We start from the raw sequence: 22,979 nt of genomic DNA on the forward strand, positions 1-22,979 counted from the left end.
TCGGATGTGAAGTCTGTGGTTAGGCCAGGGACTCGTTGGCCCAGGTCTGGAAGTCGGCGATCTTCTCGCTCCAGGCAATCTCGCCCGCCACGATCGCTTTGCCGAACTCGACGACCTCCGCCACCGTGGGCGCGCCGAGATCCATCTGCAGCCCGAAGACCCAGGCCATGATCACGAGGCCGAAGAACTTTCCCGAAAAGCTCTGCATCCGCAGGATACCGCACAGGACGACAAAGCAGAGGAAGGCCGCGAGCGGATCGGTGTAGAGCGCGATGAGCTCCGCCCGTTCGCCGAAGTCGTAGGCCTCGAGAAGCATCGCGGAGGGCGCGGCCACGCAGGCCAGCATCGCCGAGCACCAGCCCGCAGCCATACCCGCGAGAAGCGCGACGTAGCCCGTCATGCCCACCTTGACCTTGCCGCCGCCGCGCTTGGCAAGCTTCATGGGCACGGTACCCTCGGCGCCCGCTGTCTGCGTCATGGTGCGCCCGGACTCGATGCGGGCCAGCCGCTCTTCCCACGCGCGCTTTCGATCTTGGCTCAAGGTCGACATATCTCAATCCCCTTTTGCCCCCACCCATGCACGTTAGGGGCGAAACGGGGCCGGATTGCGGCAACCTTTTGGAAAACCTGCGCCTCATTTGCGCCGCATCCCGAGGAGTGAATTTCCGAATAGAGAGCCGAGAAACCCGGAGAGCGCGGCCAGGGTCACGAGCTGCCAGGCCGCGAGCGCGTCGGTGATCGCGTCGACGACGAAAGCGAAGCCCGCGCAGAAGATCGCGGTGGCCGTGGCAGCGAAAAGTCGGCTCATGGCGCGATCGGCCCGTCGTCATGGTGGCCCTGCCGAGGGCTTCCACGCCGCACACGCTCCTCGGCGTAGAGGAGTTCGACATCAAGGCGCTTCGCCGCTGCGATCGCCCGCGAGGCGCGCGGGAAATGGAAAGTCGCCAGACACGCCGCGATCCCGAAGGCCATCGCGCCCCACAGCGCAGTCTCGGGGAGCCCGGTCAGCAACTTCAGCGTGAGCAGGCCGGGAAAGCCGAGCACGAACAGCGCCACGGCGATCGCCGCACCGCCGGCGGAAAAGATCAGCCAGGCCTCACGACCCGCCGACCTGCGCGAGGTTCTGGCAATGCGCGCCTTCTGCGCCTGCGTATATGTCTGCGCGTCGTCCATGGTGCCGGTGCGCTCGGATCAGCCCACCGATCCCTCGAGCGAGATCGCCACGAGCTGCTGCGCTTCCATCGCGAACTCCATGGGCAGGGCCTGCAGCACTTCCTTGCAGAAGCCGTTGACCACGAGCGCCACCGCCTCTTCCTCGTCCATGCCGCGCTGGCGGCAGTAGAAGAGCTGGTCGTCATCGACCTTCGAGGTCGTCGCCTCGTGCTCCACCCGGCTCGAGTTGTTCTTCACCTCGATATAGGGGACGGTATGCGCCCCGCAGGTATCGCCGATGAGGAGACTGTCGCACTGGGTGTAGTTGCGGCTGTTCTTGGCGCGATTGTGCATCGTCACAAGGCCGCGATAGGTATTCTGGGCCTTGCCCGCGCTGATCCCCTTCGAGACGATGCGCGACTTCGTGTTCTTGCCCAGGTGGATCATCTTCGTGCCGGTATCGGCCTGCTGGAGGTTGTTGGCGATGGCGATGGAGTAAAACTCGCCCTGGCTCTCCTCTCCCCGGAGGATGCAGGACGGATACTTCCACGTGACGGCCGAGCCGGTCTCCACCTGCGTCCACATCACCTTAGAGCGGTCGCCCCGGCAATCGGCGCGCTTGGTGACGAAGTTGTAGATGCCGCCCTTGCCCTCTTCATCGCCCGGGAACCAGTTCTGCACCGTGGAATACTTCACCTCCGCGTCGTCCATGACGACAATCTCCACGACCGCTGCATGGAGTTGCGCGATATCGCGCTGGGGCGCGGTGCAGCCTTCGAGGTAGCTCACATAGGCCTCGCGGTCGCAGATGATGAGCGTGCGCTCAAACTGGCCGGTGTTTTCCGCGTTAATCCGGAAATAGGTGGAAAGCTCCATAGGGCAGCGCACCCCCGGCGGGACATAGACGAACGAGCCGTCGGAGAAGACGGCCGAATTCAGCCCGGCATAGTAGTTGTCCGACGGCGGGATGACGGAGCCGATATACTTTTTCACGAGGTCCGGGTAATCCTTGATCGCCTCGGAGATCGAGCAGAAGATCACGCCCTTTTCGGCGAGCTCCTTCTTGAAGGTCGTACCCACGGAGACGCTGTCGAAGACCGCGTCGACCGCAACACGGCGTTCAGAATTGTCCTCGGGCGTCGCGTCCACCTCTTCGACGCCTGCGAGGATTTTCTGCTCCTTCAGCGGAATGCCGAGCTTGGTGTAGGTCTCCAGAAGCTTCGGATCGACCTCGTCTAGCGACTTCGGCTTTTCCTCCATGCTCTTCGGGCGCGCGTAGTAATACTGGTCCTGCAGGTCGATCTTCGGGAAATCGACCATCGCCCAATCGGGCTCTTTCATGGAAAGCCAGCGCTGGTAGGCGTTGAGGCGCCATTCGAGCATCCATTCGGGCTCGTCGTTCTTGGCGGAGATCAGGCGCACGATGTCCTCGGAGAGGCCCTTCGGCGCGTAGTCCATCTCGATCTCGGTTTCCCAGCCGTGCTTGTACTTGCCGGCCAGCGCCGCGACCTTGGCGACGGTGTCTTCCTCGACGCCTTCTTTGACCTTCATCGTGTCAAGTGCTGCCATGGATCTTCCTCTCACGCTGCTCTGGCGCAAATCTTTTCGTATTTCGAGGCCCAGGTGTTTGCGAACCTGCGCACGTCTTCCTCCGTCGTGGCGGGCCCGATGGAGACGCGGAGAGCCTGGCTGGCCTCGGTCGCGTCATAGCCCATCGCCGTCAGCACGCCCGAGGCCCGGACCTTCCCGCTCGAGCAGGCTGAGCCCGCCGATACGGCGAAGCCCGCGAGGTCCATCTGCATCACCTGCGTCTCGCCCTTCCAGCCGGGTGCGATGAAGCAGGAGGTGTTGGGCAAGCGTGCGGCGCCTTTCCCGACAAAAATAATATTGTTCGTCACGGCTTCCAGAGTTGTTTCTAGAATATTTCTAAATTCCTCGACGCGGCTCCAGACCCCGGTTTCGAGATCCCGGCTCGCGGCCTCCGCGGCCGCGCCGAAGCCCGCGATGCCGATGACATTCTCCGTGCCCGAGCGCCGCCCCATCTCCTGCCCGCCGCCGCGGATCTGCGCGGGGACATCCACGCCCTGCCGCACGATGAGCGCGCCCACGCCCTTGGGCCCGCCGAGCTTGTGGGCGGAGACGAGCGCCATCTCGGCCCCCGACCAGGCAAAAGAAACCGGCACCTTGCCGAAGGCCTGCGTGAAATCGCTCACCGCGATCCCGGCGGGCAGCGTCTGCATGACCCCGGTCTCGGAATTGGCGAGCTGCAGGGTCGTTGCCGCTGGATCGCGCACGGTCACCGCCCCGTCGCGCGACACCGGGAGCGAGGCGTCCGCGTAGGCGCGCACCGCGTCATGCTCCACCGCCGCGCCCGCGAGCTCGCGCCCCGACAGTGCCAGCGCCGCCGCCTCGGTGGCCGAGGACGTGAAGACGATGTCAGCGCCCGACGCCCCGATCGCCTCCGCGATCTGCGCCCGCGCCTTCTCCACGATGGCCTTGGCCGCGCGCCCTTCCGCATGGACGGAGGACGGGTTCCCCAGCGCATCCATGGCCGCGATCATCGCCGCGCGCGCCTCCGCCCGCAGCGGCGACGTGGCATTATAGTCGAGATACACCCGCTGCATCAGAGCTCGGTCCCCGGTTTCTTTGTGCGTCGTACCTCGGGGTCTGGGGCAGAGCCCCAGTCCGCTCGCGCCGTCACGCTCATTCGTCGACCACCTCGAAGAGCGAAGGCACGGCCGGGCACGGCGTCAGGTCATTGCGCACGACATCGCTGAGCCGGGTCTGGTGGAGAAAGACGTAGACATGGGCCGACAGCCCTTCCCAGAGCCGGTTCGTCATGCTCTGCGCCCGCGACCCCGACACCGCGCCCGAGGCCCCTGCCCCGGTATGCATCGCGCTCACCGTTTCATCCACCGCGCCGAGGATCTCGGCCACGCGGATCTCTGTGGCCGCCCGCGCGAGCTTGTAGCCCCCGCCCGGCCCGCGCACCGATGAGACGAGCCCGGCCCGGCGCAGTTTCACGAAGAGCTGCTCGAGATAGGGCAGCGAGATAGCCTGCCGCTTGGATATCTCGCCGAGCGAGACCAGCACGTCCTCGCCCTGCAGCGCGATATCGGCCAGTGCCACCATCGCGTAGCGTCCCTTGGTCGAAAGCTTCATCACACGTCTCCATGGGCACCATGGCCCGCATCCATCGGCATCGCGGCCCGCAGCCTCATCCCGGAGCAACACTGGCACCAGGGAGCAATCGGGGGTCATCGGGAGTGATTGACCCTCATCGTCGGCATGTTTACGTCATGGCCACCGCGGCGGACCGCGGTTTAGAATTGTTCTAAAATGCTGTCGGGGGCACGTCAAGCGTCCCCATGGCCCCTGTCAGACTGGATGCCCATGCCCGAGGTAATCTTTGCCGGTCCCGAAGGACGGCTCGAAGGCCGCTATCACCCGCAAAAACAAAAAGACGCCCCGATCGCGATCGTGCTGCACCCGCATCCGCAATTCGGCGGCACGATGAACAACAAGGTCGTCTACAATCTGCACTACGCCTTCTACAACATGGGCTTCACCGTGCTGCGCTTCAACTTCCGGGGCGTGGGCCGCAGCCAGGGCGAATATGACCAGGGCGTGGGCGAATTGTCGGACGCCGCGAGCGCCCTCGATTACCTGCAATCGATGAACAACAACTCCAAGCATTGCTGGGTGGCGGGCTTTTCCTTCGGCGCCTGGATCGGGATGCAGCTGCTCATGCGCCGGCCGGAGATCACGGGCTTCATCTCGGTCTCCCCGCCCGCCAACATGTATGATTTCTCGTTCCTCGCGCCCTGCCCGTCCTCGGGCCTCATCATCAATGGCACCGGCGATCGCGTGGCCCCGCCGGCGGACACCCAGACGCTGGTGGGCAAGCTTCACGAGCAGAAAGGCATCACGATCACCCACCAGGAGATCGAGGGCGCGGGGCATTTCTTCGACGAGCCGCACATGGACACCATGATCGGCAACGTCACCGAATACGTGCAGCGCCGCCTGACCGAGACGACACGCTAGGCGCAGGGCGCGCCGCGCAGGAGACAGACGTCCATGAATTCCGTAGAGACCCTCGCCACCAAGCTCGCCGATGACGTGCTCGCCGCGCAGGATGAGCTCGGCAATGACCGGCTTTTCGTGGAGATCGGCAATGTGCTCGCAGCGGCCTCCCAGACGCTCGAGGAAGCCTTCCTGACCGAGTGCCGCATCCGCATCGCCGAGAAAAAGGCCCGCGCGGCGCTCGAAGCTGCCGTCGCGGCTCACCGGTCGAGCGGCGGCTGACCCCAGGCACACGCTTCGGCGCCGGATCTACACTCGCAGCATGCGCTGAGCCGGCCCTTTTCGGAGGGTAAAGCGGGCTGAGTGCGCGCGCACATCGCTCGCACAAGCGCACCTGCGACAATTCTGAAAGCATTCGATGTATACAAATGCATACCTTCAGATTATGGAGCAACAAAAGCGCATCCGAAAGGAAACTCCATGTCCACCTTCTCCGGCACCGATATCGTCTACACCACCGTCGATGAGGCTCCCGAACTGGCCAGCGCCTCCCTCCTGCCCATCGTGAAATTCTTCGCCAAGGCGGCGGACGTGACCGTGGAGACGCGCGACATCTCGCTCGCCGGGCGCATCATCGCGACCTTTCCCGAAGTGCTCACCGATGCGCAGGCGCAATCGGACGACCTCGCCGCGCTGGGCGACTGGGTGAAAACGGCCGAGGCCAACGTCATCAAGCTGCCCAATATCTCCGCCTCCGTTCCGCAGCTCGAGGCCGCCATCAAGGAGCTCCAGGACAAGGGATACGCGCTGCCCGATTACCCCGCCGACCCTAAGACCGACGCCGAGAAGGCCGTGCGCGCGAAGTATGACACGATCAAGGGCTCGGCTGTGAATCCGGTCCTCCGCGAAGGAAATTCGGACCGCCGCGCCGCCACCGCCGTCAAGAACTACGCCAAGGCCAACCCGCACCGCATGGGCAAATGGTCCGCGGCGTCGAAGACCCATGTCGCCTCCATGACGGGCGATGATTTCTACGCCAACGAGACCTCCACCACGGTCACAGCCGCGCAGACGGGCGCGGCCACGATCCGGCTGAACGGCAAGACGCTGAAGGACGGCGTGGCGCTCGCCGAAGGCACCGTGGTCGACGCGTCCTTCATGTCCGCAGCCGCGCTGCGCACGTTCCTCGAGGCCGAGATCGCGAGCATGGAGCCCGGCGTCCTCTTCTCGCTCCACATGAAGGCCACGATGATGAAGGTCTCCGACCCGATCATCTTCGGTCACGCCGTCTCCGTTTACCTTGCGCCGTTCTTCGAAAAGCACGGCGCGGCGCTGAAAAAGCTGGGGGTGAGCCCCAATGGCGGCATCGGCTCGATCGAGGCGGCCATCGCTGGCCACGCCGAGCTCGAAGCAGATCTGAAAGCCGCGCTCGCCGCGGGCCCGGCCATGTACATGGTCAATTCCGACAAGGGCATCACGAACCTTCACGTCCCCTCCGACGTCATCATCGATGCCTCCATGCCCGCCGTGATCCGCGCGGGCGGCAAGGGCTGGGGCCCGGACGGGAACGAGGCGGACACCAAATGCGTGATCCCGGACCGCTGCTATTCCACGGTCTATGACGAGACGATCAACTTCTTCAAAGCCAACGGCGCCCTCGACGTGACCACCGCAGGTGCCGTTCAAAACGTGGGTCTCATGGCCCAGAAGGCGGAGGAATACGGCTCACACCCCACCACCTTCGAGATCCCGGAGGCAGGGACCATCGAGGTCGTCGCCGCCAATGGCGACGTGCTTCATTCCCACGCGGTCGCGCCCGGCGATATCTGGCGGATGTCGAGCGCCAAGAAGGCCCCCATCGAGGACTGGGTGAAGCTCGCCATCGAGCGTCAGGCCGCCACTGGCGCGCAGGCGATCTTCTGGCTCGACGCCCATCGTGCCCACGACGCGGAGCTCATCGAGAAGGTGAAGCCCCTCCTTGAAGCCGCTGGCGTCGCAGACAAATTCGAGATCATGGCCCCGCGCGAGGCGACCCGCCTCACGCTGGAAACCATCACGCAGGGCAAGGACAGCATCGCCATCACGGGCAACGTCCTGCGCGACTACCTCACCGACCTCTTCCCGATCCTCGAGCTCGGCACTTCCGCCAAGATGCTCTCCATCGTCAAGCTCATGCAGGGCGGCGGTCTCTTCGAAACGGGCGCGGGCGGCTCGGCCCCGAAGCACGTCCAGCAGCTCGTGGAAGAAAACCACCTCCGCTGGGACAGCCTCGGAGAGTTCTGCGCTCTGGGCGAGAGCTTCGATTTTCTCGCCAATGCCACCGGCAACGAGAAGGCCGCCGCGCTGGCCAAAGGCGTCGAGGCGGCCACGCAGGGCGTGCTCGATCATGAGCGCTCCCCGGGGCGCAAGGTCGGTCAGCCCGACAACCGCGACAGCCACTACTGGTTTGCCCGCTACTGGGCGGAAGCGCTCGCCACGGGTCCGCTCGGCGATCACTTCAAGCCCGTCGCCGAAGCCCTTGCCAAAGGTGAAGAAAAGATCGTTGCCGAGCTCGCCGAAGTCCGCGGCAAGCCCGCCGATATCGGTGGCTACTACAAGGCAGATCCCGAGAAGCTCGCCCGCGTCATGCGCCCCTCGGCCACGCTCAACGCGATCTTCGACTGACCATGCTGCCCCGGCCTCGCGCCGGGGCCCCTCTTGCCCGGATTTTCGCCGCCCCCGGGGCGATCATCTGTGATAGGCTCACGGCGATGTCCGAGATCATCGCTCCCGTGCGTCCCCAAACACAGAAGAAAACAGAGCGTCCGCCGCTCTGGAAAGTCATCCTGCTCAATGATGATTTCACGCCCCGTGCCTTCGTCACCAAGGTGCTGATGGGCCTCTTTCACATGTCCGAGGGAGAGGCGGAGGCCGTCATGCTGGCCGCGCACATGAAAGGCAGCTGTGTCGTCGCCGTCTTCACCCGCGAGATTGCGGAGACGAAGGCCCGCCAAGGCACCGATGTGGGCGCGCGGGCCGGTTACCCGCTCACCTTCACCACCGAGCGCGACAGCTGAGGCTGCACATTCGCTGGGCAGACGCGCCCGAAGCCCCGGAAGACACCCATCTTTTCCCGCCGACGGCTGGACAGCGCCGGGTGCGCCGATAGCTAAGGGCGCATGCCAGCACCAACACGCTTCAATGACGCCGATGACGTCTCCCACACCACGCTCGAAGACATCCAAGGCCTCGGCATCGGGTGCTTTCTGACCTCCCTGGGCCTCGTCTTTCTCACCCATTTGGGCTTTCTGACCGGCCAGTCGGCGGGCCTCGCGCTCCTCATTGCCTATCCCACCGGGTGGAGCTTTGGCACGGTCTTCTTTCTCGTGAACCTGCCCTTCTACATCTTCGCCTATATGCGGCTCGGCCTCGAGTTCACGCTCAAAAGCATCGCCTGCGTGACGCTCGTCTCGCTCATGTCCGATTACCTGCCGCTATTCATCGTCTTCGAGCGCCTCGATCCCGTGATCGGCACCATCGTCTTCGGCACGACCGTGGGCCTCGGCCTCCTCGCCTGCTTCCGCCACAAGGGCTCGCTCGGCGGGCTCGGCGTGGTGGCGCTCATCATCCAGGACAGGACCGGCTTCAAGGCGGGCTACGTGCAGCTTATCGTCGATGCCGCGATCTTCGGCGTGGCGATCTTCCTCTTCCCCGCCTCCGTCGTGGCCTACTCGCTCCTCGGGGCGGTGGTGCTCAACGGCGTCATCGCCTTCAACCACCGGCGCGACCGCTACATCGCCGACTAGCGGGGCCGGGCCTTCTGGGGCACAGTCGCGCGAGCCCCAGGAGATCCGACCATGCCCACAGCCTATTATTATCTCATCGCCGCGATCTTCTTCGAGACGGTGGGCACGAGTGCGCTCAAGGCCTCCGAACAGTTCTCGAAGCTCGGCCCCTCGATCATCGTCGTCGTGGCCTATGGCGTGAGCTTCTACCTGCTGGCCTTCTCGCTCCGCACTATCCCCGTGGGCATCGCTTACGCGATCTGGAGTGCCTTCGGCATCTTCATGATCGCCTGCATCGGGTTCGTCGTCTTCGGACAGACGCTCGATCTTCCGGCGATCCTCGGGCTCGCGATGATCGTCGGAGGCGTCGTTGTGATCCATGTCTTCTCGAACTCGGTGAGCCATTGATGGAGGCGGCGTTCTGGCACGAGCGCTGGCAATCGGGGCGCATCGCGTTCCATGAAGGCGCGCCCAATGCCCTCCTCGCGGCCCACTGGCCGGGTCTCGCCATGGGGCGCCGCGTCTTCGTGCCGCTCTGCGGCAAGGCGGTGGACCTGAGCTGGCTCGCCGCGCAGGGCCACGAGGTCATCGGCGCGGAGCTCGATGCGACGGCCGTCGCGGCCTTTTTCGCGGAGGCCGGGCTCACGCCCGAGGAACACCCCGCCGGGCCGCTCACGCGCTTCACAGCCGGCGGCATCACGATCTACCAGGGCGATATATTCGCGCTCGAGGCCGCCACGCTGGGCCCGGTGGATGCCGTCTTCGACCGCGCCGCGCTCGTGGCGCTGCCGCCCGAGATGCGCGCACGCTACGCGGAGCACGTCGCCGCGCTCACCGGGCACGCGCCGCAGATGCTCATCACCTTCGAGTATGAGAATCCCGCCATGGAAGGCCCGCCCCACAGCGTGCCCACGCGCGAGGTCGAGGCGCACTATGCCGCTCGGTTCAGCGTCCGGGAGCTGGAGCGCCGCCCCATTTCCGGCCCCCTACTCAACCGCACGACGGGGAGCGAAGTGGCCTACCACCTGGCCTAGCCGCTCACGGTGTGCCTGACACGCGCGCTTCACCTTTCCAGAAACACCTCGGGGGCTGGGGCAGAGCCGTGCCTGCAAAAGAAAAAGGCCGGGGGTCTCCCCCCGGCCAGGTTCGCCTCTCAGGCTCCTATAATTTACCGCTCGGTGATTTTCTGCCTGCGGCCTGAGCTGCGTCCGGGGCGAGCGCACCCGCCCCAAAACTTGGTATGTTGTCGAGCCGACGTGGCCCGGTGTCTCGTCGGGGACCAGACCGAGGCCCGGCCCCCTAGCGCCCCAAGTGAGGGGTGCCTATCCTTTAATGTTCCTCGGGTCGCGCCCGTAGGTGTTGCGTTCCCTGATTTGGCCATTCTCCCCTTTCAGGTAGGCTTCTCCGCCGGCTTCTCGCGCTCTTGACTTCGAGTACTCCCAAGACTCTGCTTGAGTGCTGGTCACCTTGCTGGCGCGACTGGCACCTTCTTGCTTGGTTTCCCACTTTCCGTCCGGACGCTGCTGAGTCCAAAAGTCTCGTTTGTCAGCCATGTTTGGCCTCCATAGTTTTCCACAGGCAGTCACGTTTCTTGTGAGCGGTTCTGTGTGTTTCGCAGCACGCTATTGATAGCCAACCCGACTTCGGTCTTTCTCCTATTCATCGACCCTCTTGGGGCGAATTGGTTTCTGCCGCAGCGTGCTAGGCGTTCGCGGCAAGAGCCGGGAGGGGTGTTGGTAGCACCTCTCCCAACCCTTCAATTTCTTAGCTGCAGCCCGACGTCGCGCCGCAGGTGTTGCACTTCATGCAGGTGCCGTTGCGCACGAGCGTGTAGTTTCCGCATTCGCCGCACGGGTCGCCCTCGTAGCCCTGCATCTTGGCCTTGGCGGAGGCGTCCATGGCGGGCGTCTCCTGAAGCGGCAGCTTGCGGCCCTCCGGCGCAGTGTTGAGGCGCGCCTCGGGCACCAGCGTCTGGAGTGCGGTCTGAGGGTCGAGCGACCCGTCGAGCGCCGTGGTGCCCTGACCGCCCTGGTAGACGACGAACTCCTGCGGCACTCGGTTGCGGTGATAGCCGGTGGAGACCATCTGCTTGAGCACCTCGACGCCTTTCAGCGCGCTGGCCTCGGAGGGATCGCGAACATTCGAGACGCCCTCTTCCTCGCCGCGGCCGAGATCGTCGAACGTGGCGCCCTCGGGCTTCACATGGGCGAGCTCCGTGCGGTCGAGGTAGCTTACGGCCAACTCGCGGAAGATGTAGTCGAGGATCGACGTCGCGTTCTTGATCGAGTCGTTGCCCTGGACCATCCCGGCGGGCTCGAACTTGGTGAACGTGAAAGCATCCACGAACTCCTCGAGCGGCACGCCGTACTGGAGGCCCACCGAGACCGCGATGGCGAAGTTGTTCATCATCGCCCGGAAGCCAGCGCCTTCCTTGTGCATGTCGATGAAGATCTCGCCGAGCTTGCCGTCCTGATACTCACCGGTGCGGAGATACACTTTGTGCCCGCCGACGATGGCTTTCTGGGTGTAGCCCCGGCGACGCTCGGGCATCTTCTCCCGCGCGGCCTTGGCCACCTCCTTGATGACGATCTTCTCGACGATCTTTTCGGCCAGCACGGATGCCTTCTCGCGATCCGACCCGGTCTCGAGGATCTCCGCGGCCTCGTCGTCGTCCTCCACGAGGGCGGCGGCGAGCGGCTGGGAGAGCTTGGAGCCGTCACGGTAGATCGCGTTGGCCTTCACCCCCATCTTCCAGGAGCGCTCGTAGCTCTCCTGCACCTCTTCGATGGTCGCATCGTTGGGCATGTTGATCGTCTTCGAGATCGCGCCAGAGATGAAGCTCTGCGCCGCCGCCATCATGTCGATATGGCTGTTCACGGAAAGGAAGCGCTTGCCCTTCTTGCCGCAGGGGTTGGCGCAGTCAAAAACGTTCAGGTGCTCTTCCTTGAGGAAAGGCGCGCCCTCGAGCGTCATCGTCCCGCAGACATGGTCGTTCGCCGCCTCGATATCGGCCTTCGAGAAGCCGAGATGCACGAGGAGGTCGAAGGACGGGTCCGTGAGCTTCTCCGCCGGGATGCCGAGCACGTCGGTGCAGAACTCCGCGCCGAGCGTCCACTGGTTGAAGACGAAGCGAATGTCGAAGGCCGACGGCAGTGCCGCCTCGATCTTGTCTATCTCCGCCTGCCCGAAGCCGTGCCCGATGAGCGCGGTGTGGTTGATCCCGGGCGCATTCCCGAGCGACCCGTGGCCCACGGCGTAGGAGATGATCTCCCCGATCTCGCTCTCGCGGTAGCCGAGCTTGGCCAGCGCCGCGGGAACGGAGCGGTTAATGATCTTGAAGTATCCGCCGCCGGCGAGCTTCTTGAACTTCACAAGCGCAAAGTCCGGCTCGATGCCCGTCGTATCGCAGTCCATGACGAGGCCGATGGTGCCCGTGGGGGCCACGACGGTCGCCTGCGCGTTGCGGTAGCCGTTCTTCTTGCCGAGCTCGAGCGCCTGGTCCCAGGCCTCCATGGCGATCTGCGGCAGACGCGCGTCCGGGCAGGAGCCGTGATCGAGCGGCACGGGCTTCACGTTCACCGCCTCGTAGCCGTCTGTGTGGCCGTAGGCCGCGTTGCGGTGGTTGGCGATGACGCGAAGCATGTGCGCCTTGTTCTTCTCGTAGCCCGCGAAGGCACCGAGCTCACCCGCGACTTCCGCGGAGGTGGCGTAGGACACACCGGTCATGATGGCCGTCAGAGCGCCGCAGAGCGCGCGGCCCTCATTGCTGTCATAGCCGTAACCCATGTTCATCAGCAGGCCGCCGATGTTGGCATAGCCGAGGCCCAGCGTCCGGAAGTCGTAGGAGCGCTGCGCGATCTCCTTCGACGGGAACTGCGCCATCATCACGGAGACCTCGAGCGTCAGCGTCCAGAGGCGCGTGGCGTGCATGTACTCTTCCACCTGGAACGTGCCGTCCCGGAAGAACGTGAGCAGGTTCATGGAGGCAAGGTTACAGGCCGTGTCGTCGAGAAACATGTACTCCGAGCACGGGTTCGAGCCGCGGATTTCGCCATCTTCCGGGCACGTGTGCCAGGCGTTGACCGTGTCGTGGTACTGGATACCCGGATCGGCGCAGGCCCAGGCCGCGTGGCCCAGCTGCTCCCAGAGATCACGCGCCCTCAGCGTCTTGGCGACTTTGCCGTCCTTGCGGTTGATGAGCTGCCAGTCAGCGTCCTTTTCCACGGCGTAGAGGAAGGCGTCGGTCACGCGGATCGAGTTGTTGGAGTTCTGGCCGGAAACGGAGTTGTAGGCTTCCGAGTCCCAGTCGGTGTCATAGGTCGGGAACTCGATGGAGGTGTGACCCTGCTTGGCGTAGTCGAGCACGCGCTTCACGTAGGTCTCCGGGATCGCCACCTTCTTCGCCGCGCGAACAGCGTCGCCCAAGCTCTTGTTTTTCTTCGGATCGTAGGCATCGGCTTCCGCACCATCCCACTGACCGATGGCCGCGAAGATCGCGTTGAGCTTCTCCTCGTGCATCTTGGAGCCCGCGACGATGGAGGCCACCTTCTGCTCCTCGATGACCTTCCAGTTGATGAAGTCCTCGATGTCCGGGTGATCGGCGTCGCAGATCACCATCTTTGCCGCGCGACGCGTCGTGCCGCCCGACTTGATCGCGCCCGCCGCGCGGTCACCGATCTTGAGGAAGCCCATGAGGCCCGACGACTTGCCGCCGCCGGAGAGCTTCTCGCCCTCGCCGCGGAGGTGGGAGAAGTTCGTGCCCGTGCCGGAGCCGTACTTGAAGAGGCGCGCCTCGCGGACCCAAAGATCCATGATGCCGCCGTCATTCACCAGATCGTCCTGCACGGACTGGATGAAGCAGGCATGGGGCTGCGGGTGCTCGTAGGCCGACTTCGACTTGGTCAGCTTGCCGGTGAAGGGATCGACATACATGTGGCCCTGGCTCGGGCCATCGATGCCGTAGGCCCAGTGCAGGCCGGTGTTGAACCACTGCGGCGAGTTCGGTGCCGCGCGCTGGGTCGCGAGCATGTGGCGCATCTCGTCGTAGTAGGCGCGCGCGTCCTCTTCGGTGGTGAAGTAACCACCCTTCCAGCCCCAGTAGGCCCAGGCGCCCGCGAGGCGGTCGAAGACCTGCTTGGCGGAGGTCTCACCGCCAAACTCGGCGTCGTCGGCGGGGACGTGGCGCCACAAGAACTCGGGCACGCCCTTTTCCTTCACCGGCTTCAGCTTGGAAGGCACACCCGCCTTGCGGAAGTACTTCTGCGCGATGACGTCGGAGGCCACCTGGCTCCATTCACCGGGCACCTCGATATCCTTGGCCTGAAACACGATCGTACCATCCGGATTGCGGATCTCGGAGGTCGTCGTCGTGAACGGAACGCTTGCGTATGCGTCCTCGCCCTGCGTCGTGAATGAACGTTCGATTTTCATTGTCTGCCTCGTCGCTTTGGCCGCCAAATGGCCAGTAACCCTATCGTTCCCATGCTGAGCAGGAGCCGCGAGCGACCATCCGGCCAAAGGCCGTGTACGCAAATGCGTTTGATCTCTATTCGTCTGTCCCCGCGTCAGGCTGCACTAGATGTTGTGCTTTGCCTGCCAGCCCACACAACCTGACGTAGCCGCCCCTGAATCGTCAATCAGCTTTTTAGGAGTTTTCCCGGATTTTTTTCGTTGACGCACGCAATATCTTGTGGACCGCCCTGTGGATAGCACACGATCTGGAAGGCTTGCACATCAGCCATTCCGCTCAAGCTCTTGAGCGCACACGTTTTCTTGCTTTGATCCACATCCGCCCGCATATCTGTGTGGATGACTCAGCCGCGACGCAGCATTGGTTTTTTGGCGACAGGTGTCGCGCTTTTGGCACTCTGCGCGTGCGCGCAGCAGGTGGAATTGTCCACCGGTGACGGCCCGGGCAGGCAATCGGCCTTCTTCCAGGAGTTCCCCACCCCGCTCTTCGAGGCCATCGCCTCCGGCTGCCAGGGCGAACTCGACCGACTCACCCTCGTTTCGGAGCGCGAGCTCCTTTGCGAGACACTCCCCACACCCGAGGCCGCCGCGTCGCTCATTCTGCAATTTGGCGGAGACGTGGAAGATCTGCCCACGCTGGTAACAACGCTCGAGGCCACCGAGCGCGACGAAGGTTTTGCCGTGGTGACGGAGTATTTCTACCGCGTGCCGCAGCTCGGCGGCGAGGTGGCCGAGGTCCGCTTCGCCGAACCGCGCGTGCAGCGCATCATCCAGCGCGCCTTCACGGCCGCCGGGGGAACACCGATTCTCTGAGGCGTCATCGTCTGTGAAAGTTGGTCGGGGCGGCGAGATTCGAACTCACGACCCCCTGTACCCAAAACAGGTGCGCTACCAGGCTGCGCCACACCCCGACCGTGGGTGGCCTCATACGCCCGCCTGCCCCGCTTGAAAAGATCAATCGCAGGGAAATGCCGCGATCTCTTGGGGCACCGCCGGGTGCTGCACGATGGCCCCCACATCAAGGCTCAGCCGCCGCGCCAGCCCACCATTGATCTCGAGCACGAACTGGATGTCGTCGCCGCCCGGGATCGCCGTCCTGTCGCCCGGGATCGCGTTTTCATGGATGCGCCGCACCGTGCCGTCCGCGCCGATGAAAAGCATGTCGAGCGGGATGAGGGTATTTTCCATCCAGAAGGAGACGGGCTGCGGCGCGTCATAGACAAAGAGCATCCCCTCGCCCGCCGGCATCTCCTCGACGAACATCAGACCGCGTGCGCGCTCCTCCGCGTCGTCGGCCACGGCCACGCGAAAGCGCGCCTGCGCGTCGTCATCCTTGATGGTGAGAGTGTCGGCCCGACACGCCGCAAAGGCGGGTTGGGCGATGAGGCTCAGGAGAGCGAGGCAGATTCCCAGCTTTGCACGGCGGCGGCCATGAGCCCCCGGCGCCCCTCGGTCACTCGAATGCATATCGCCTCTCCCGGCTGCAGGTCCGCGAGGCCCGAGCTGCGCAACACCTCGATATGGATGAAGACATCCGCATCCGATCCAAAGACGTTGGCAAAGCCGAAGCCCTTGCCCTTATCGAACCACTTCACGCGGGCCGCTTCAATCGGAAGCGCGGCCAGCGTCTCCGTCGAGAGCGTGTTGATATCTTCGAGCGTGGAGGCCTGCGGCACAGGCGGCGCGGAAATCGAGATCACTTCGACCGCTTGCGCGCCGCGGGGCGTATGCTGCGTGACCACCTCGATGCGCACCCCGTCCGCAACGGAGGACTGGCCGAAATTTCTCAGCACATTGGCATGGAGCAGGATGTCGGGGCCGCCCGCGTCGGACACGATGAAGCCGAAGCCTTTTCCCGGGTCGAACCATTTGACTGTTCCGAGGATTGAAACCGGCTCGATTTCGGCAGGCTGAGGTACCCCCATGACGCGCTCTCCCATTCTTCTTTAACCGGACATAAATCACCGGACCTTGCGATCAAGCAAGCCCTTTCAGAGCCACTGAAATTTCACGCGACGTGAAACTACGGGTGCAGACGGGTGATTTCCCAAGGGTCATGGGCGGTTTTCCGCTGCCAGCGGAAGCGGTCGTGGAGCCGGTAGGCGCCATCGGCCCAGAATTCCATTTCGAAGGGCGAGATCCGGAACCCGCCCCAATGGGCCGGGCGATCCGGCGTGTCGCCCAGCTGCGCTTCGAACTCGGCCACGCGCGCCTCGAGCGCCGCGCGGCTCTCCAGCGGCCGCGACTGCTCGGACGCATGGGCCCCGATGCGCGAGCCCAGAGCGCGGGACTGGTAATAGGCATCCGCGATGACCCCGTCCTCCCGCGTCACCGTCCCCCGCGCCCGCACCTGCCGCCCCAGCGTCTTCCAATGCATGACGAAGGCGGCGACGCCCGTGGCCTCGATCTCGCGGCCCTTGGCGCTTTCATAGTTGGTGTAGAAGACGAAGGCATCATCCTCGATATCCTTCAGGAGCACCGTCCGCACATTGGGGCGCCCCTCGGCATCCACGGTGGCGAGCTGCATGGCGTTGGGGTCGTTGGGCTCGCTGCCCGCCGCGTCCGCCATCCACGCGCGGGTCAGCGCAAACGGGTCATCCCCGGCAAAAATCCCCTCACGGTCGGACATGGCGCCTCTCCTCGTTCTGGTTTCTTGTCCCTCTCCGCCCTTTCACCTAAACCTCGCGGAACTGGTGCACAGAGGGGAGAGCGACATGGGCCTCATGGCTGGAAAACGTGGCCTAATCATGGGTCTAGCCAATGACAAGTCCATTGCGTGGGGCATCGCGCAGGCGCTAAAGGCCGAGGGCGCAGAGATCGCGCTGAGCTATCACGGCGCGGCCATGGAAAAGCGGGTGCGCCCGCTGGCCGAGACGCTGGGCGCGCCGCTGGTGCTCGAATGCGATGTCTCGGATCCCGCCTCCATCGACACGGCCATGACGGAGCTCGCCGCGCTCTGGCCCGAGATCGATTTCGTCGTCCACGCCATTGGCTTTTCAGACAAAAACGAGCTGCGCGGCAGCTACCTCGCGACGTCCCGCGAGAACTTCCTGAACACCATGGATGTCAGCGTCTATTCCTTCACCGCCGTGTTGCAGCGCGCGGCCCCGCTCCTCCGGGAAGGTGCCTCTGCGCTGACGCTCTCCTATTACGGCGCCGAGAAGTGGATGCCGAACTACAATGTCATGGGGGTCGCCAAGGCCGCGCTGGAGGCCTCCGTCATGTATCTCGCCGCCGATCTCGGTCCGCGGGGCGTGCGCGTCAACGCGATCTCTGCAGGCACGATCAAGACGCTCGCGGCCTCCGGCATCGGCGATTTCCGCGCCATCATGAACTACAACGAGGCGAGCGCTCCCCTCCGCCGCACCGTCACGCAGGACGAGGTGGGGCGTTCCGCGCTTTACCTCCTCTCCGATCTGGGCTCCGCCGTCACGGGCGAGGTGCTTCATGTCGATGCCGGTTTCCACGTCGTGGGCATGCGCCCGATTGAGAAGGAATAATCCCCATGGCCGATCAGCTGCCCCACGAAAAAGGCTTCCATGTGAGCTGGGACCAGATTCACCGAGACAGCCGCGCTCTGGCCTGGCGCCTCGACGGGCGCGGCCCCGATGACGGCGGCTGGCGCGCGATCGTGGCGATTACCCGCGGCGGCATGGCCCCGGCGATGATCGTGGCCCGCGAGCTCGGCGTGCGCACCGTCGATACGATCAGCGTCAAGAGCTATGACCACCAGGCCCAATCCGAGGCGCAGGTCCTGAAGGCGCCCGATGCCGAAATGATGGGCGACGGGACCGGGATCCTTGTCGTCGACGACCTCGTCGACAGCGGCAAGACGCTCGAGCTCTGCCGCAAGCACTACCCCAACGCGCACTACGCCACCGTCTATGCCAAGCCCAAGGGCGAGCCGCAGGTGGATACGTTCATCACCGGCGTCAGCCAGGACACGTGGATCTTCTTCCCCTGGGACATGGCGCTGCAATATGTCGAGCCCTATCGCGGGCGCGATTGATGGGGCGCACCGCCGCCACCTTTGCGCCGCCCGTGATGGAGGCGCGTCGATGGCTCGACGGGGTGGAGTTTCCGCCCGAGCGCCCGATCCTCAACGTGAGCCAGGCCGCGCCCATGGAGCCGCCGCATCCTGATCTGCTGGCGGCCATGGCCGCGGCGCTCGAAGACACGGCCACGCACCTCTACGGGCCCGTGCTCGGGATGCCCGGCCTCCGCGCCGAGATCGCCGAGCAGTGGAGCCGCGCCTATGGCGGGCAGATCGTGCCCGACCAGGTGGCCATCACATCGGGCTGCAACCAGGCCTTCGCCGCCGCCATCGCCACGCTCTGCGACGAGGGGGACGAGGTCATCCTCCCCACCCCCTACTACTTCAATCACAAGATGTGGCTCGACATGGCGGGCGTGCGCACCTGCCCCCTGCCCTGCGGCGCGGGCCTCCTGCCCTCGACGGAGGACGCCGCCGCCCGCATCACGCCCCGCACCCGCGCCATCGCCCTCGTGAGCCCCAACAATCCCACGGGCGTCGAATATCCGCCCGCTTTGCTCGAGGCATTCTACCAGCTCTGCGCGGAGCGCGGCATCGCGCTCATCCTCGACGAGACCTACCGCGACTTTCATTCCGCCCCGGGCGCGCCCCACGGGCTCTTCACCCATGCCGACTGGTCCGAGACCTTCATTCACCTCTACTCCTTTTCCAAGGCCTACCGCCTCACCGGGCACCGCGTGGGGGCTATCGTCACCTCCGAGGCGCGCATGGCCGAGGTGGAGAAGTTTCTCGATACAGTCTCCGTCTGCCCCTCCCAGCTCGGCCAGCGGGCCGCGCTCTGGGGGATGCAGCACCTCGCACGGTGGCTCGCAGGGGAGCGAGACGAGATCCTCGCGCGCCGCGCGGCGATCGAGGCGGGCTTCCCGCGGCTCGCCGCGCGCGGCTGGGAGCTTCTCGGCGTGGGGGCCTATTTCGCCTATGTGCGCTTCCCGCAAAAAGAGCGTTCTGACGCCTTCGCGCAACGCCTTGTGCGGGAGGCGGGCGTCCTTTGTCTTCCCGGTACGATGTTCGAGCCCGAGGGCCAGGGCCTGCGCGAGCTCCGCATCGCTTTTGCCAATATCGACACCGCCGGTGTGAGCACGCTCTTTGACCGCCTGGAGGCGCTTGTGGAGGCCCCGGCGGCGGGGTAAACGCGGGCGCCAAAGTCAGGGAGTTCAGGCATGGCCAAATCGGTGGGGAAGAAGGCGCAGCGCACCTTCGTGTGGGTCATCATCGGCCTCACGGGCATCGGTCTTCTGAGCTTCGGCACCGGCAATTTCGGCGGCGGCGGGCAGTCGATCGGCACCGTGGGCGAAAAGCGTATTTCCGCGCAGACCTATTTCACCGCGCTCCAGAACCAGCTCCGCAGCTATGCCCAGCAAACAGGCCGCGCGCTGAGCTTCCCAGAGGCCCAGGCGCTCGGGCTCCAGCAGGAGACGCTGAGCCAGATCGTCACCCAACGCGCGCTCGACAATGAGGCAAGCGAACTCGGCATTTCTGTGGGCGACGCGCAGGTCCGCGAGGAGATCATCCGCTCGGGCATCGCCACCGGGCTCGACGGCGGGATCGACCGCGTGGCCTATGCCGACGTGCTGCGCCGCGTGGGCCTCACCGAGCGGGCCTATGAAACCCAGATCCGGGAGGACCTGTCGCGCACGATCCTCCAGCTCGCCGTCATCGGCGGCGTCACCCCGCCCGAGACCCTCACGGATACGGTGCTGGGCTTCACAGCCGAGGAGCGCTCCGTCGAATGGGCGCTCATGGATCAAAACGACCTCATCACGCCCCTGCCCGAGCCCACGCAGGCCGAGCTCACCGCGGAATACAACGCCAATCCGGAGGCCTACACCGCGCCGGAGACCAAGGAGATCGCCTATGTCTGGCTCACGCCCGACATGATCCTCGATTCCGTGCAGGTGGACGAGGACGCGCTGAGGGCGCTCTACGATGACCGACGCTCCGAATTCGTGCAGCCCGAGCGGCGCCTGGTGGAGCGGCTTGTGTTCGGCTCCACGGCGGAGGCCGAGGCCGCGCGCGCCCGGATCGAAGAAGGCGGCGCGTTCGAGGACGAGGTGGAGGCCCGTGGCCTCGATCTCTCCGATGCCGATCTGGGCGACGTGACCGAGGGCGATCTCGGCGCTGCCGGCGCCGCGGTTTTCGCCGAGGAAGACCTCACCGTCGTGGGTCCGCTCAACACATCGCTCGGCCCCGCGCTCTTCCGCATCAACGGGATCCTGCCCGCCACGGAAACGACCTACGAGGAGGCCCGTGACGGCCTGCAGGACGAGCTCGCGCTCGACCGCGCCGCGCGCATCATCGGCGACCAGTTCGACTTCCTCGAAAACGAGCTCGCAGGCGGCGCCACCATCGAGGAACTGGCGGACGCCTCCGACATGGAATTCGGCACGCTGGGCTGGTTCCCGGGCATGTCCGAGGGCCCCGCCGCCTACGCCGCCTTCCAGGATGCCGCCGCCGCCGTGACGCTGGACGATTTCCCAGAGATCGAGGCGCTGGAGGATGGCGGCATCTTCGCGCTGCGCCTCGACGGCATCACCGAGCCCACGCTGCGCCCGCTCGAGGATGTCGAGGACGAGGTCCGCGCGGCCTGGGAGCAGAACGCCACGGTCTCGCGGCTCGGGCGCCTCGCCGAGACGCTCTCGCCCCAGATCGCAGCGGGGACCGACATGGCCGGCCTCGGCCTCACCGCCGCGATCGAGGATGTCTCGCGCGGCTCATTCATCCCGGGGGCGCCGGCGGCCTTCATCGGAGAGGTCTTCGAGATGAGCCGGGACGATGTGCGCGTCGTGGAGGGCACGGGCACCGTGGCCCTCGTCCGCCTCATCGACATCGCCGCCCCTGACCGCAACGATCCGGACGTGGCGCGCCTCGCGAACGCGCTTAACGCGCAGTACAGCCAGAGCTATGCGCAGGATCTCTACGCCACCTTCGCGCAGGGCATCCTCGACCAGACCGACGTGACCCTGGACCAAGGTCAGATCAACGGCATCCACGCGCAGATTCAATGACGACGCTCATCCCAGAGTTCAGCGCCTTCGCCGACGGCTTCGACGCGGGGAAGAACCAGGTCGTCTACGCGCGGCTCGCGGCAGATCTCGACACGCCCGTCTCGCTGATGCTCAAGCTCGCGGCGGCAGAGCCCGACAGCTTCGTCCTTGAATCCGTCACCGGAGGCGAGGTGCGCGGGCGCTACTCCATCGTGGGGATGCGGCCCGACATCGTTTGGGAATGTCACGGCACATCCGCGCGCATCAACCGCAGCGCGCGGTTCGACGCCGATGCCTTCGAGACGGTGGCGGGCGATCCCCTCGCCGCGCTCCGCGCGCTCATCGAGGAGAGCCGCATCGACCTGCCCCGCGGTCTGCCCGCGGCCTCTGCCGGGCTCTTCGGCTTTCTGGGCTACGACATGATCCGCCTCGTGGAGCGGCTGCCGGATGTGAACCCGGATCCGCTCGGCCTGCCGGATGCGCGCATGGCGCGGCCCTCGGTGGTGGCGGTGCTCGACGGCGTGAAAGGCGACGTCATCGTCGTGGCCCCCGCCTGGGCCAATTCCGGGCTCTCCGCCAAGGCCGCCTATGCCCAGGCCGCCGAGCGCGTGATGGACGCGATCCGCGCGCTCGAGCGCCCGGTGCCCTCTGCCAGCCGCGAGCTCGGCGAGCGCGCCATGCCCGGCGAGCCCCGCTCGAACTTCGCCAAGGCCGATTACCTCGCCGCCGTGGAGCGCGCGAAGGAGTACATCCGCGCGGGCGATATCTTCCAGGTCGTGCCGGCGCAGCGCTGGAGCCAGGAGTTCCCCTTCCAGCCCTTCGCCTTCTATCGCGCGCTCCGGCGAACGAACCCCTCGCCCTTCATGTTCTTCTTCAATTTCGGCGGCTTCCAGGTGGCCGGCGCCTCGCCCGAGATCCTCGTGCGCCTGATGGACGGCGAGGTCACCATCCGGCCCATCGCGGGCACGCGCCCGCGCGGCGCCACGCCCGAGGAGGACAAGGCGCTGGAGGAGGACCTTCTCGCCGATCCCAAGGAGCTCGCTGAGCATCTGATGCTTCTCGATCTGGGCCGCAACGACGTGGGTCGCGTGGCCCGCATCGGCACCGTGAAGCCCACGGAGAAATTCGTCATCGAGCGCTACAGCCACGTCATGCACATCACCTCCAACGTCGTGGGCGAATTGAATGACGGCGAAGATGCGCTCTCGGCCCTCCTTGCAGGCCTCCCCGCAGGGACGCTCTCCGGCGCGCCCAAGGTCCGCGCCATGGAGATCATCGACGAGCTCGAGCCCGAGAAGCGCGGCGTCTACGGCGGCGGATGCGGCTATTTCAGCGCGAACGGCGAGATGGATATCTGCATCGCGCTGCGCACGGCGGTCCTGAAGGACGGCACGCTCTACAGCCAGGCCGGGGGCGGTGTCGTCTATGACAGCGATCCGGAGGCCGAGTACGAAGAGACGGTGAACAAGGCGAAGGCGATATGGGCGGCCGCGCGGGACGCGGCGGGCTTCAGCCGCGGCAACGGCTGAT

24 protein-coding genes and 1 tRNA gene are annotated in these 22,979 nt (G+C 65.4%); 13 read left to right on the forward strand and 12 right to left on the reverse strand.

Annotation, left to right across the window (positions count from 1 at the left end; translation table 11 throughout):
- Positions 1 to 19: 19 nt before the first annotated feature.
- The 6 genes from AAFM92_05640 to AAFM92_05665 all read right to left on the reverse strand — a co-directional run bounded on the left by AAFM92_05640 (position 20) and on the right by AAFM92_05665 (position 4,314).
- Positions 20 to 550, reverse strand: coding sequence for a hypothetical protein (locus AAFM92_05640; protein MEL7299850.1), 531 nt, complete (start codon positions 548 to 550; stop codon positions 20 to 22).
- An 84-nt stretch (positions 551 to 634) separates the two neighbouring features.
- On the reverse strand, positions 635 to 808 hold the full coding sequence (locus tag AAFM92_05645) for a hypothetical protein (protein MEL7299851.1): 174 nt from the start codon (positions 806 to 808) through the stop codon (positions 635 to 637).
- The gene (locus AAFM92_05650; GenBank protein MEL7299852.1) at positions 805 to 1,173 is read right to left on the reverse strand and encodes a hypothetical protein; all 369 of its coding nucleotides are present in this window, start codon (positions 1,171 to 1,173) and stop codon (positions 805 to 807) included. The genes AAFM92_05645 and AAFM92_05650 overlap by 4 nt, the downstream gene beginning before the upstream one ends.
- Positions 1,174 to 1,191: 18 nt before the next feature.
- Positions 1,192 to 2,721, reverse strand: a complete 1,530-nt coding sequence (sufB, locus tag AAFM92_05655) for a Fe-S cluster assembly protein SufB (GenBank protein ID MEL7299853.1) — start codon at positions 2,719 to 2,721, stop codon at positions 1,192 to 1,194.
- 11 nt (positions 2,722 to 2,732) lie between these two features.
- Positions 2,733 to 3,776: an aminotransferase class V-fold PLP-dependent enzyme gene (locus AAFM92_05660; protein MEL7299854.1), complete on the reverse strand. Its 1,044-nt coding sequence runs from the start codon at positions 3,774 to 3,776 to the stop codon at positions 2,733 to 2,735.
- A gap of 79 nt (positions 3,777 to 3,855) precedes the next feature.
- The gene (locus tag AAFM92_05665) at positions 3,856 to 4,314 is read right to left on the reverse strand and encodes an Rrf2 family transcriptional regulator (GenBank protein MEL7299855.1); all 459 of its coding nucleotides are present in this window, start codon (positions 4,312 to 4,314) and stop codon (positions 3,856 to 3,858) included.
- Between the two features lie 231 nt (positions 4,315 to 4,545).
- Here AAFM92_05665 and AAFM92_05670 point away from each other — a divergent pair, with 231 nt between their 5' ends.
- The 7 genes from AAFM92_05670 (at position 4,546) to tmpT (ending at position 9,976) form a co-directional block, all read left to right on the forward strand.
- Entirely contained in the window at positions 4,546 to 5,199 is a 654-nt protein-coding gene (locus tag AAFM92_05670) for an alpha/beta hydrolase (GenBank protein MEL7299856.1), read from the forward strand.
- Positions 5,200 to 5,232: 33 nt separating this feature from the next.
- On the forward strand, positions 5,233 to 5,460 hold the full coding sequence (locus AAFM92_05675; protein ID MEL7299857.1) for a hypothetical protein: 228 nt from the start codon (positions 5,233 to 5,235) through the stop codon (positions 5,458 to 5,460).
- Between the two features lie 198 nt (positions 5,461 to 5,658).
- Positions 5,659 to 7,842, forward strand: a complete 2,184-nt coding sequence (locus AAFM92_05680) for an NADP-dependent isocitrate dehydrogenase (GenBank protein ID MEL7299858.1) — start codon at positions 5,659 to 5,661, stop codon at positions 7,840 to 7,842.
- A gap of 86 nt (positions 7,843 to 7,928) precedes the next feature.
- Positions 7,929 to 8,234, forward strand: coding sequence for an ATP-dependent Clp protease adaptor ClpS (locus AAFM92_05685; GenBank protein MEL7299859.1), 306 nt, complete (start codon positions 7,929 to 7,931; stop codon positions 8,232 to 8,234).
- A 102-nt stretch (positions 8,235 to 8,336) separates the two neighbouring features.
- Positions 8,337 to 8,963 carry a YitT family protein gene (locus AAFM92_05690; protein MEL7299860.1) on the forward strand — a complete coding sequence of 209 codons (627 nt, stop codon included), beginning with the start codon at positions 8,337 to 8,339 and terminating at the stop codon, positions 8,961 to 8,963.
- A 51-nt stretch (positions 8,964 to 9,014) separates the two neighbouring features.
- The gene (locus AAFM92_05695; protein MEL7299861.1) at positions 9,015 to 9,350 is read left to right on the forward strand and encodes a multidrug efflux SMR transporter; all 336 of its coding nucleotides are present in this window, start codon (positions 9,015 to 9,017) and stop codon (positions 9,348 to 9,350) included.
- The gene (gene tmpT / locus AAFM92_05700; GenBank protein ID MEL7299862.1) at positions 9,350 to 9,976 is read left to right on the forward strand and encodes a thiopurine S-methyltransferase; all 627 of its coding nucleotides are present in this window, start codon (positions 9,350 to 9,352) and stop codon (positions 9,974 to 9,976) included. Before AAFM92_05695 ends, tmpT begins: the two co-directional genes overlap by 1 nt.
- A gap of 288 nt (positions 9,977 to 10,264) precedes the next feature.
- On the opposite strand, the gene AAFM92_05705 is transcribed toward tmpT, so the two are convergent.
- Positions 10,265 to 10,495, reverse strand: a complete 231-nt coding sequence (locus AAFM92_05705) for a DUF2188 domain-containing protein (GenBank protein MEL7299863.1) — start codon at positions 10,493 to 10,495, stop codon at positions 10,265 to 10,267.
- Positions 10,496 to 10,706: 211 nt separating this feature from the next.
- Positions 10,707 to 14,372: a vitamin B12-dependent ribonucleotide reductase gene (locus tag AAFM92_05710; GenBank protein ID MEL7299864.1), complete on the reverse strand. Its 3,666-nt coding sequence runs from the start codon at positions 14,370 to 14,372 to the stop codon at positions 10,707 to 10,709.
- 429 nt (positions 14,373 to 14,801) lie between these two features.
- Here AAFM92_05710 and AAFM92_05715 point away from each other — a divergent pair, with 429 nt between their 5' ends.
- Positions 14,802 to 15,224, forward strand: a complete 423-nt coding sequence (locus tag AAFM92_05715) for a hypothetical protein (GenBank protein ID MEL7299865.1) — start codon at positions 14,802 to 14,804, stop codon at positions 15,222 to 15,224.
- 21 nt (positions 15,225 to 15,245) lie between these two features.
- Here AAFM92_05715 and AAFM92_05720 read toward each other — a convergent pair.
- From AAFM92_05720 to pdxH, 4 genes are all read right to left on the reverse strand, one after another.
- A tRNA-Pro gene (locus AAFM92_05720) sits at positions 15,246 to 15,322 on the reverse strand.
- Between the two features lie 43 nt (positions 15,323 to 15,365).
- Complete coding sequence (locus AAFM92_05725) at positions 15,366 to 15,710, reverse strand: DUF192 domain-containing protein (protein ID MEL7299866.1); 345 nt, start codon at positions 15,708 to 15,710, stop codon at positions 15,366 to 15,368.
- 89 nt (positions 15,711 to 15,799) lie between these two features.
- The gene (locus tag AAFM92_05730; protein ID MEL7299867.1) at positions 15,800 to 16,336 is read right to left on the reverse strand and encodes a cold shock domain-containing protein; all 537 of its coding nucleotides are present in this window, start codon (positions 16,334 to 16,336) and stop codon (positions 15,800 to 15,802) included.
- 98 nt (positions 16,337 to 16,434) lie between these two features.
- On the reverse strand, positions 16,435 to 17,040 hold the full coding sequence (pdxH, locus tag AAFM92_05735; GenBank protein ID MEL7299868.1) for a pyridoxamine 5'-phosphate oxidase: 606 nt from the start codon (positions 17,038 to 17,040) through the stop codon (positions 16,435 to 16,437).
- A gap of 85 nt (positions 17,041 to 17,125) precedes the next feature.
- Between pdxH and AAFM92_05740 the strand changes: the two genes are divergently transcribed.
- From AAFM92_05740 to trpE, 5 genes are read left to right on the forward strand one after another with little or no spacing between them, the layout of a single operon-like run.
- Positions 17,126 to 17,911 carry an SDR family oxidoreductase gene (locus AAFM92_05740; GenBank protein MEL7299869.1) on the forward strand — a complete coding sequence of 262 codons (786 nt, stop codon included), beginning with the start codon at positions 17,126 to 17,128 and terminating at the stop codon, positions 17,909 to 17,911.
- A 5-nt stretch (positions 17,912 to 17,916) separates the two neighbouring features.
- Positions 17,917 to 18,420, forward strand: coding sequence for a xanthine phosphoribosyltransferase (gpt, locus tag AAFM92_05745; protein MEL7299870.1), 504 nt, complete (start codon positions 17,917 to 17,919; stop codon positions 18,418 to 18,420).
- Positions 18,420 to 19,595: an aminotransferase gene (locus tag AAFM92_05750; GenBank protein MEL7299871.1), complete on the forward strand. Its 1,176-nt coding sequence runs from the start codon at positions 18,420 to 18,422 to the stop codon at positions 19,593 to 19,595. The genes gpt and AAFM92_05750 overlap by 1 nt, the downstream gene beginning before the upstream one ends.
- Positions 19,596 to 19,625: 30 nt before the next feature.
- A complete protein-coding gene (locus AAFM92_05755) occupies positions 19,626 to 21,470 on the forward strand; it encodes a SurA N-terminal domain-containing protein (protein MEL7299872.1) in 1,845 nt (614 codons plus the stop codon).
- Positions 21,467 to 22,978, forward strand: a complete 1,512-nt coding sequence (gene trpE, locus AAFM92_05760; protein MEL7299873.1) for an anthranilate synthase component I — start codon at positions 21,467 to 21,469, stop codon at positions 22,976 to 22,978. Before AAFM92_05755 ends, trpE begins: the two co-directional genes overlap by 4 nt.
- The last annotated feature ends 1 nt before the right edge of the window (position 22,979 follow it).

The organism is Pseudomonadota bacterium, from assembly GCA_038533575.1.
Classification (GTDB): Bacteria; Pseudomonadota; Alphaproteobacteria; order Rhodobacterales; family Rhodobacteraceae; genus Shimia_B.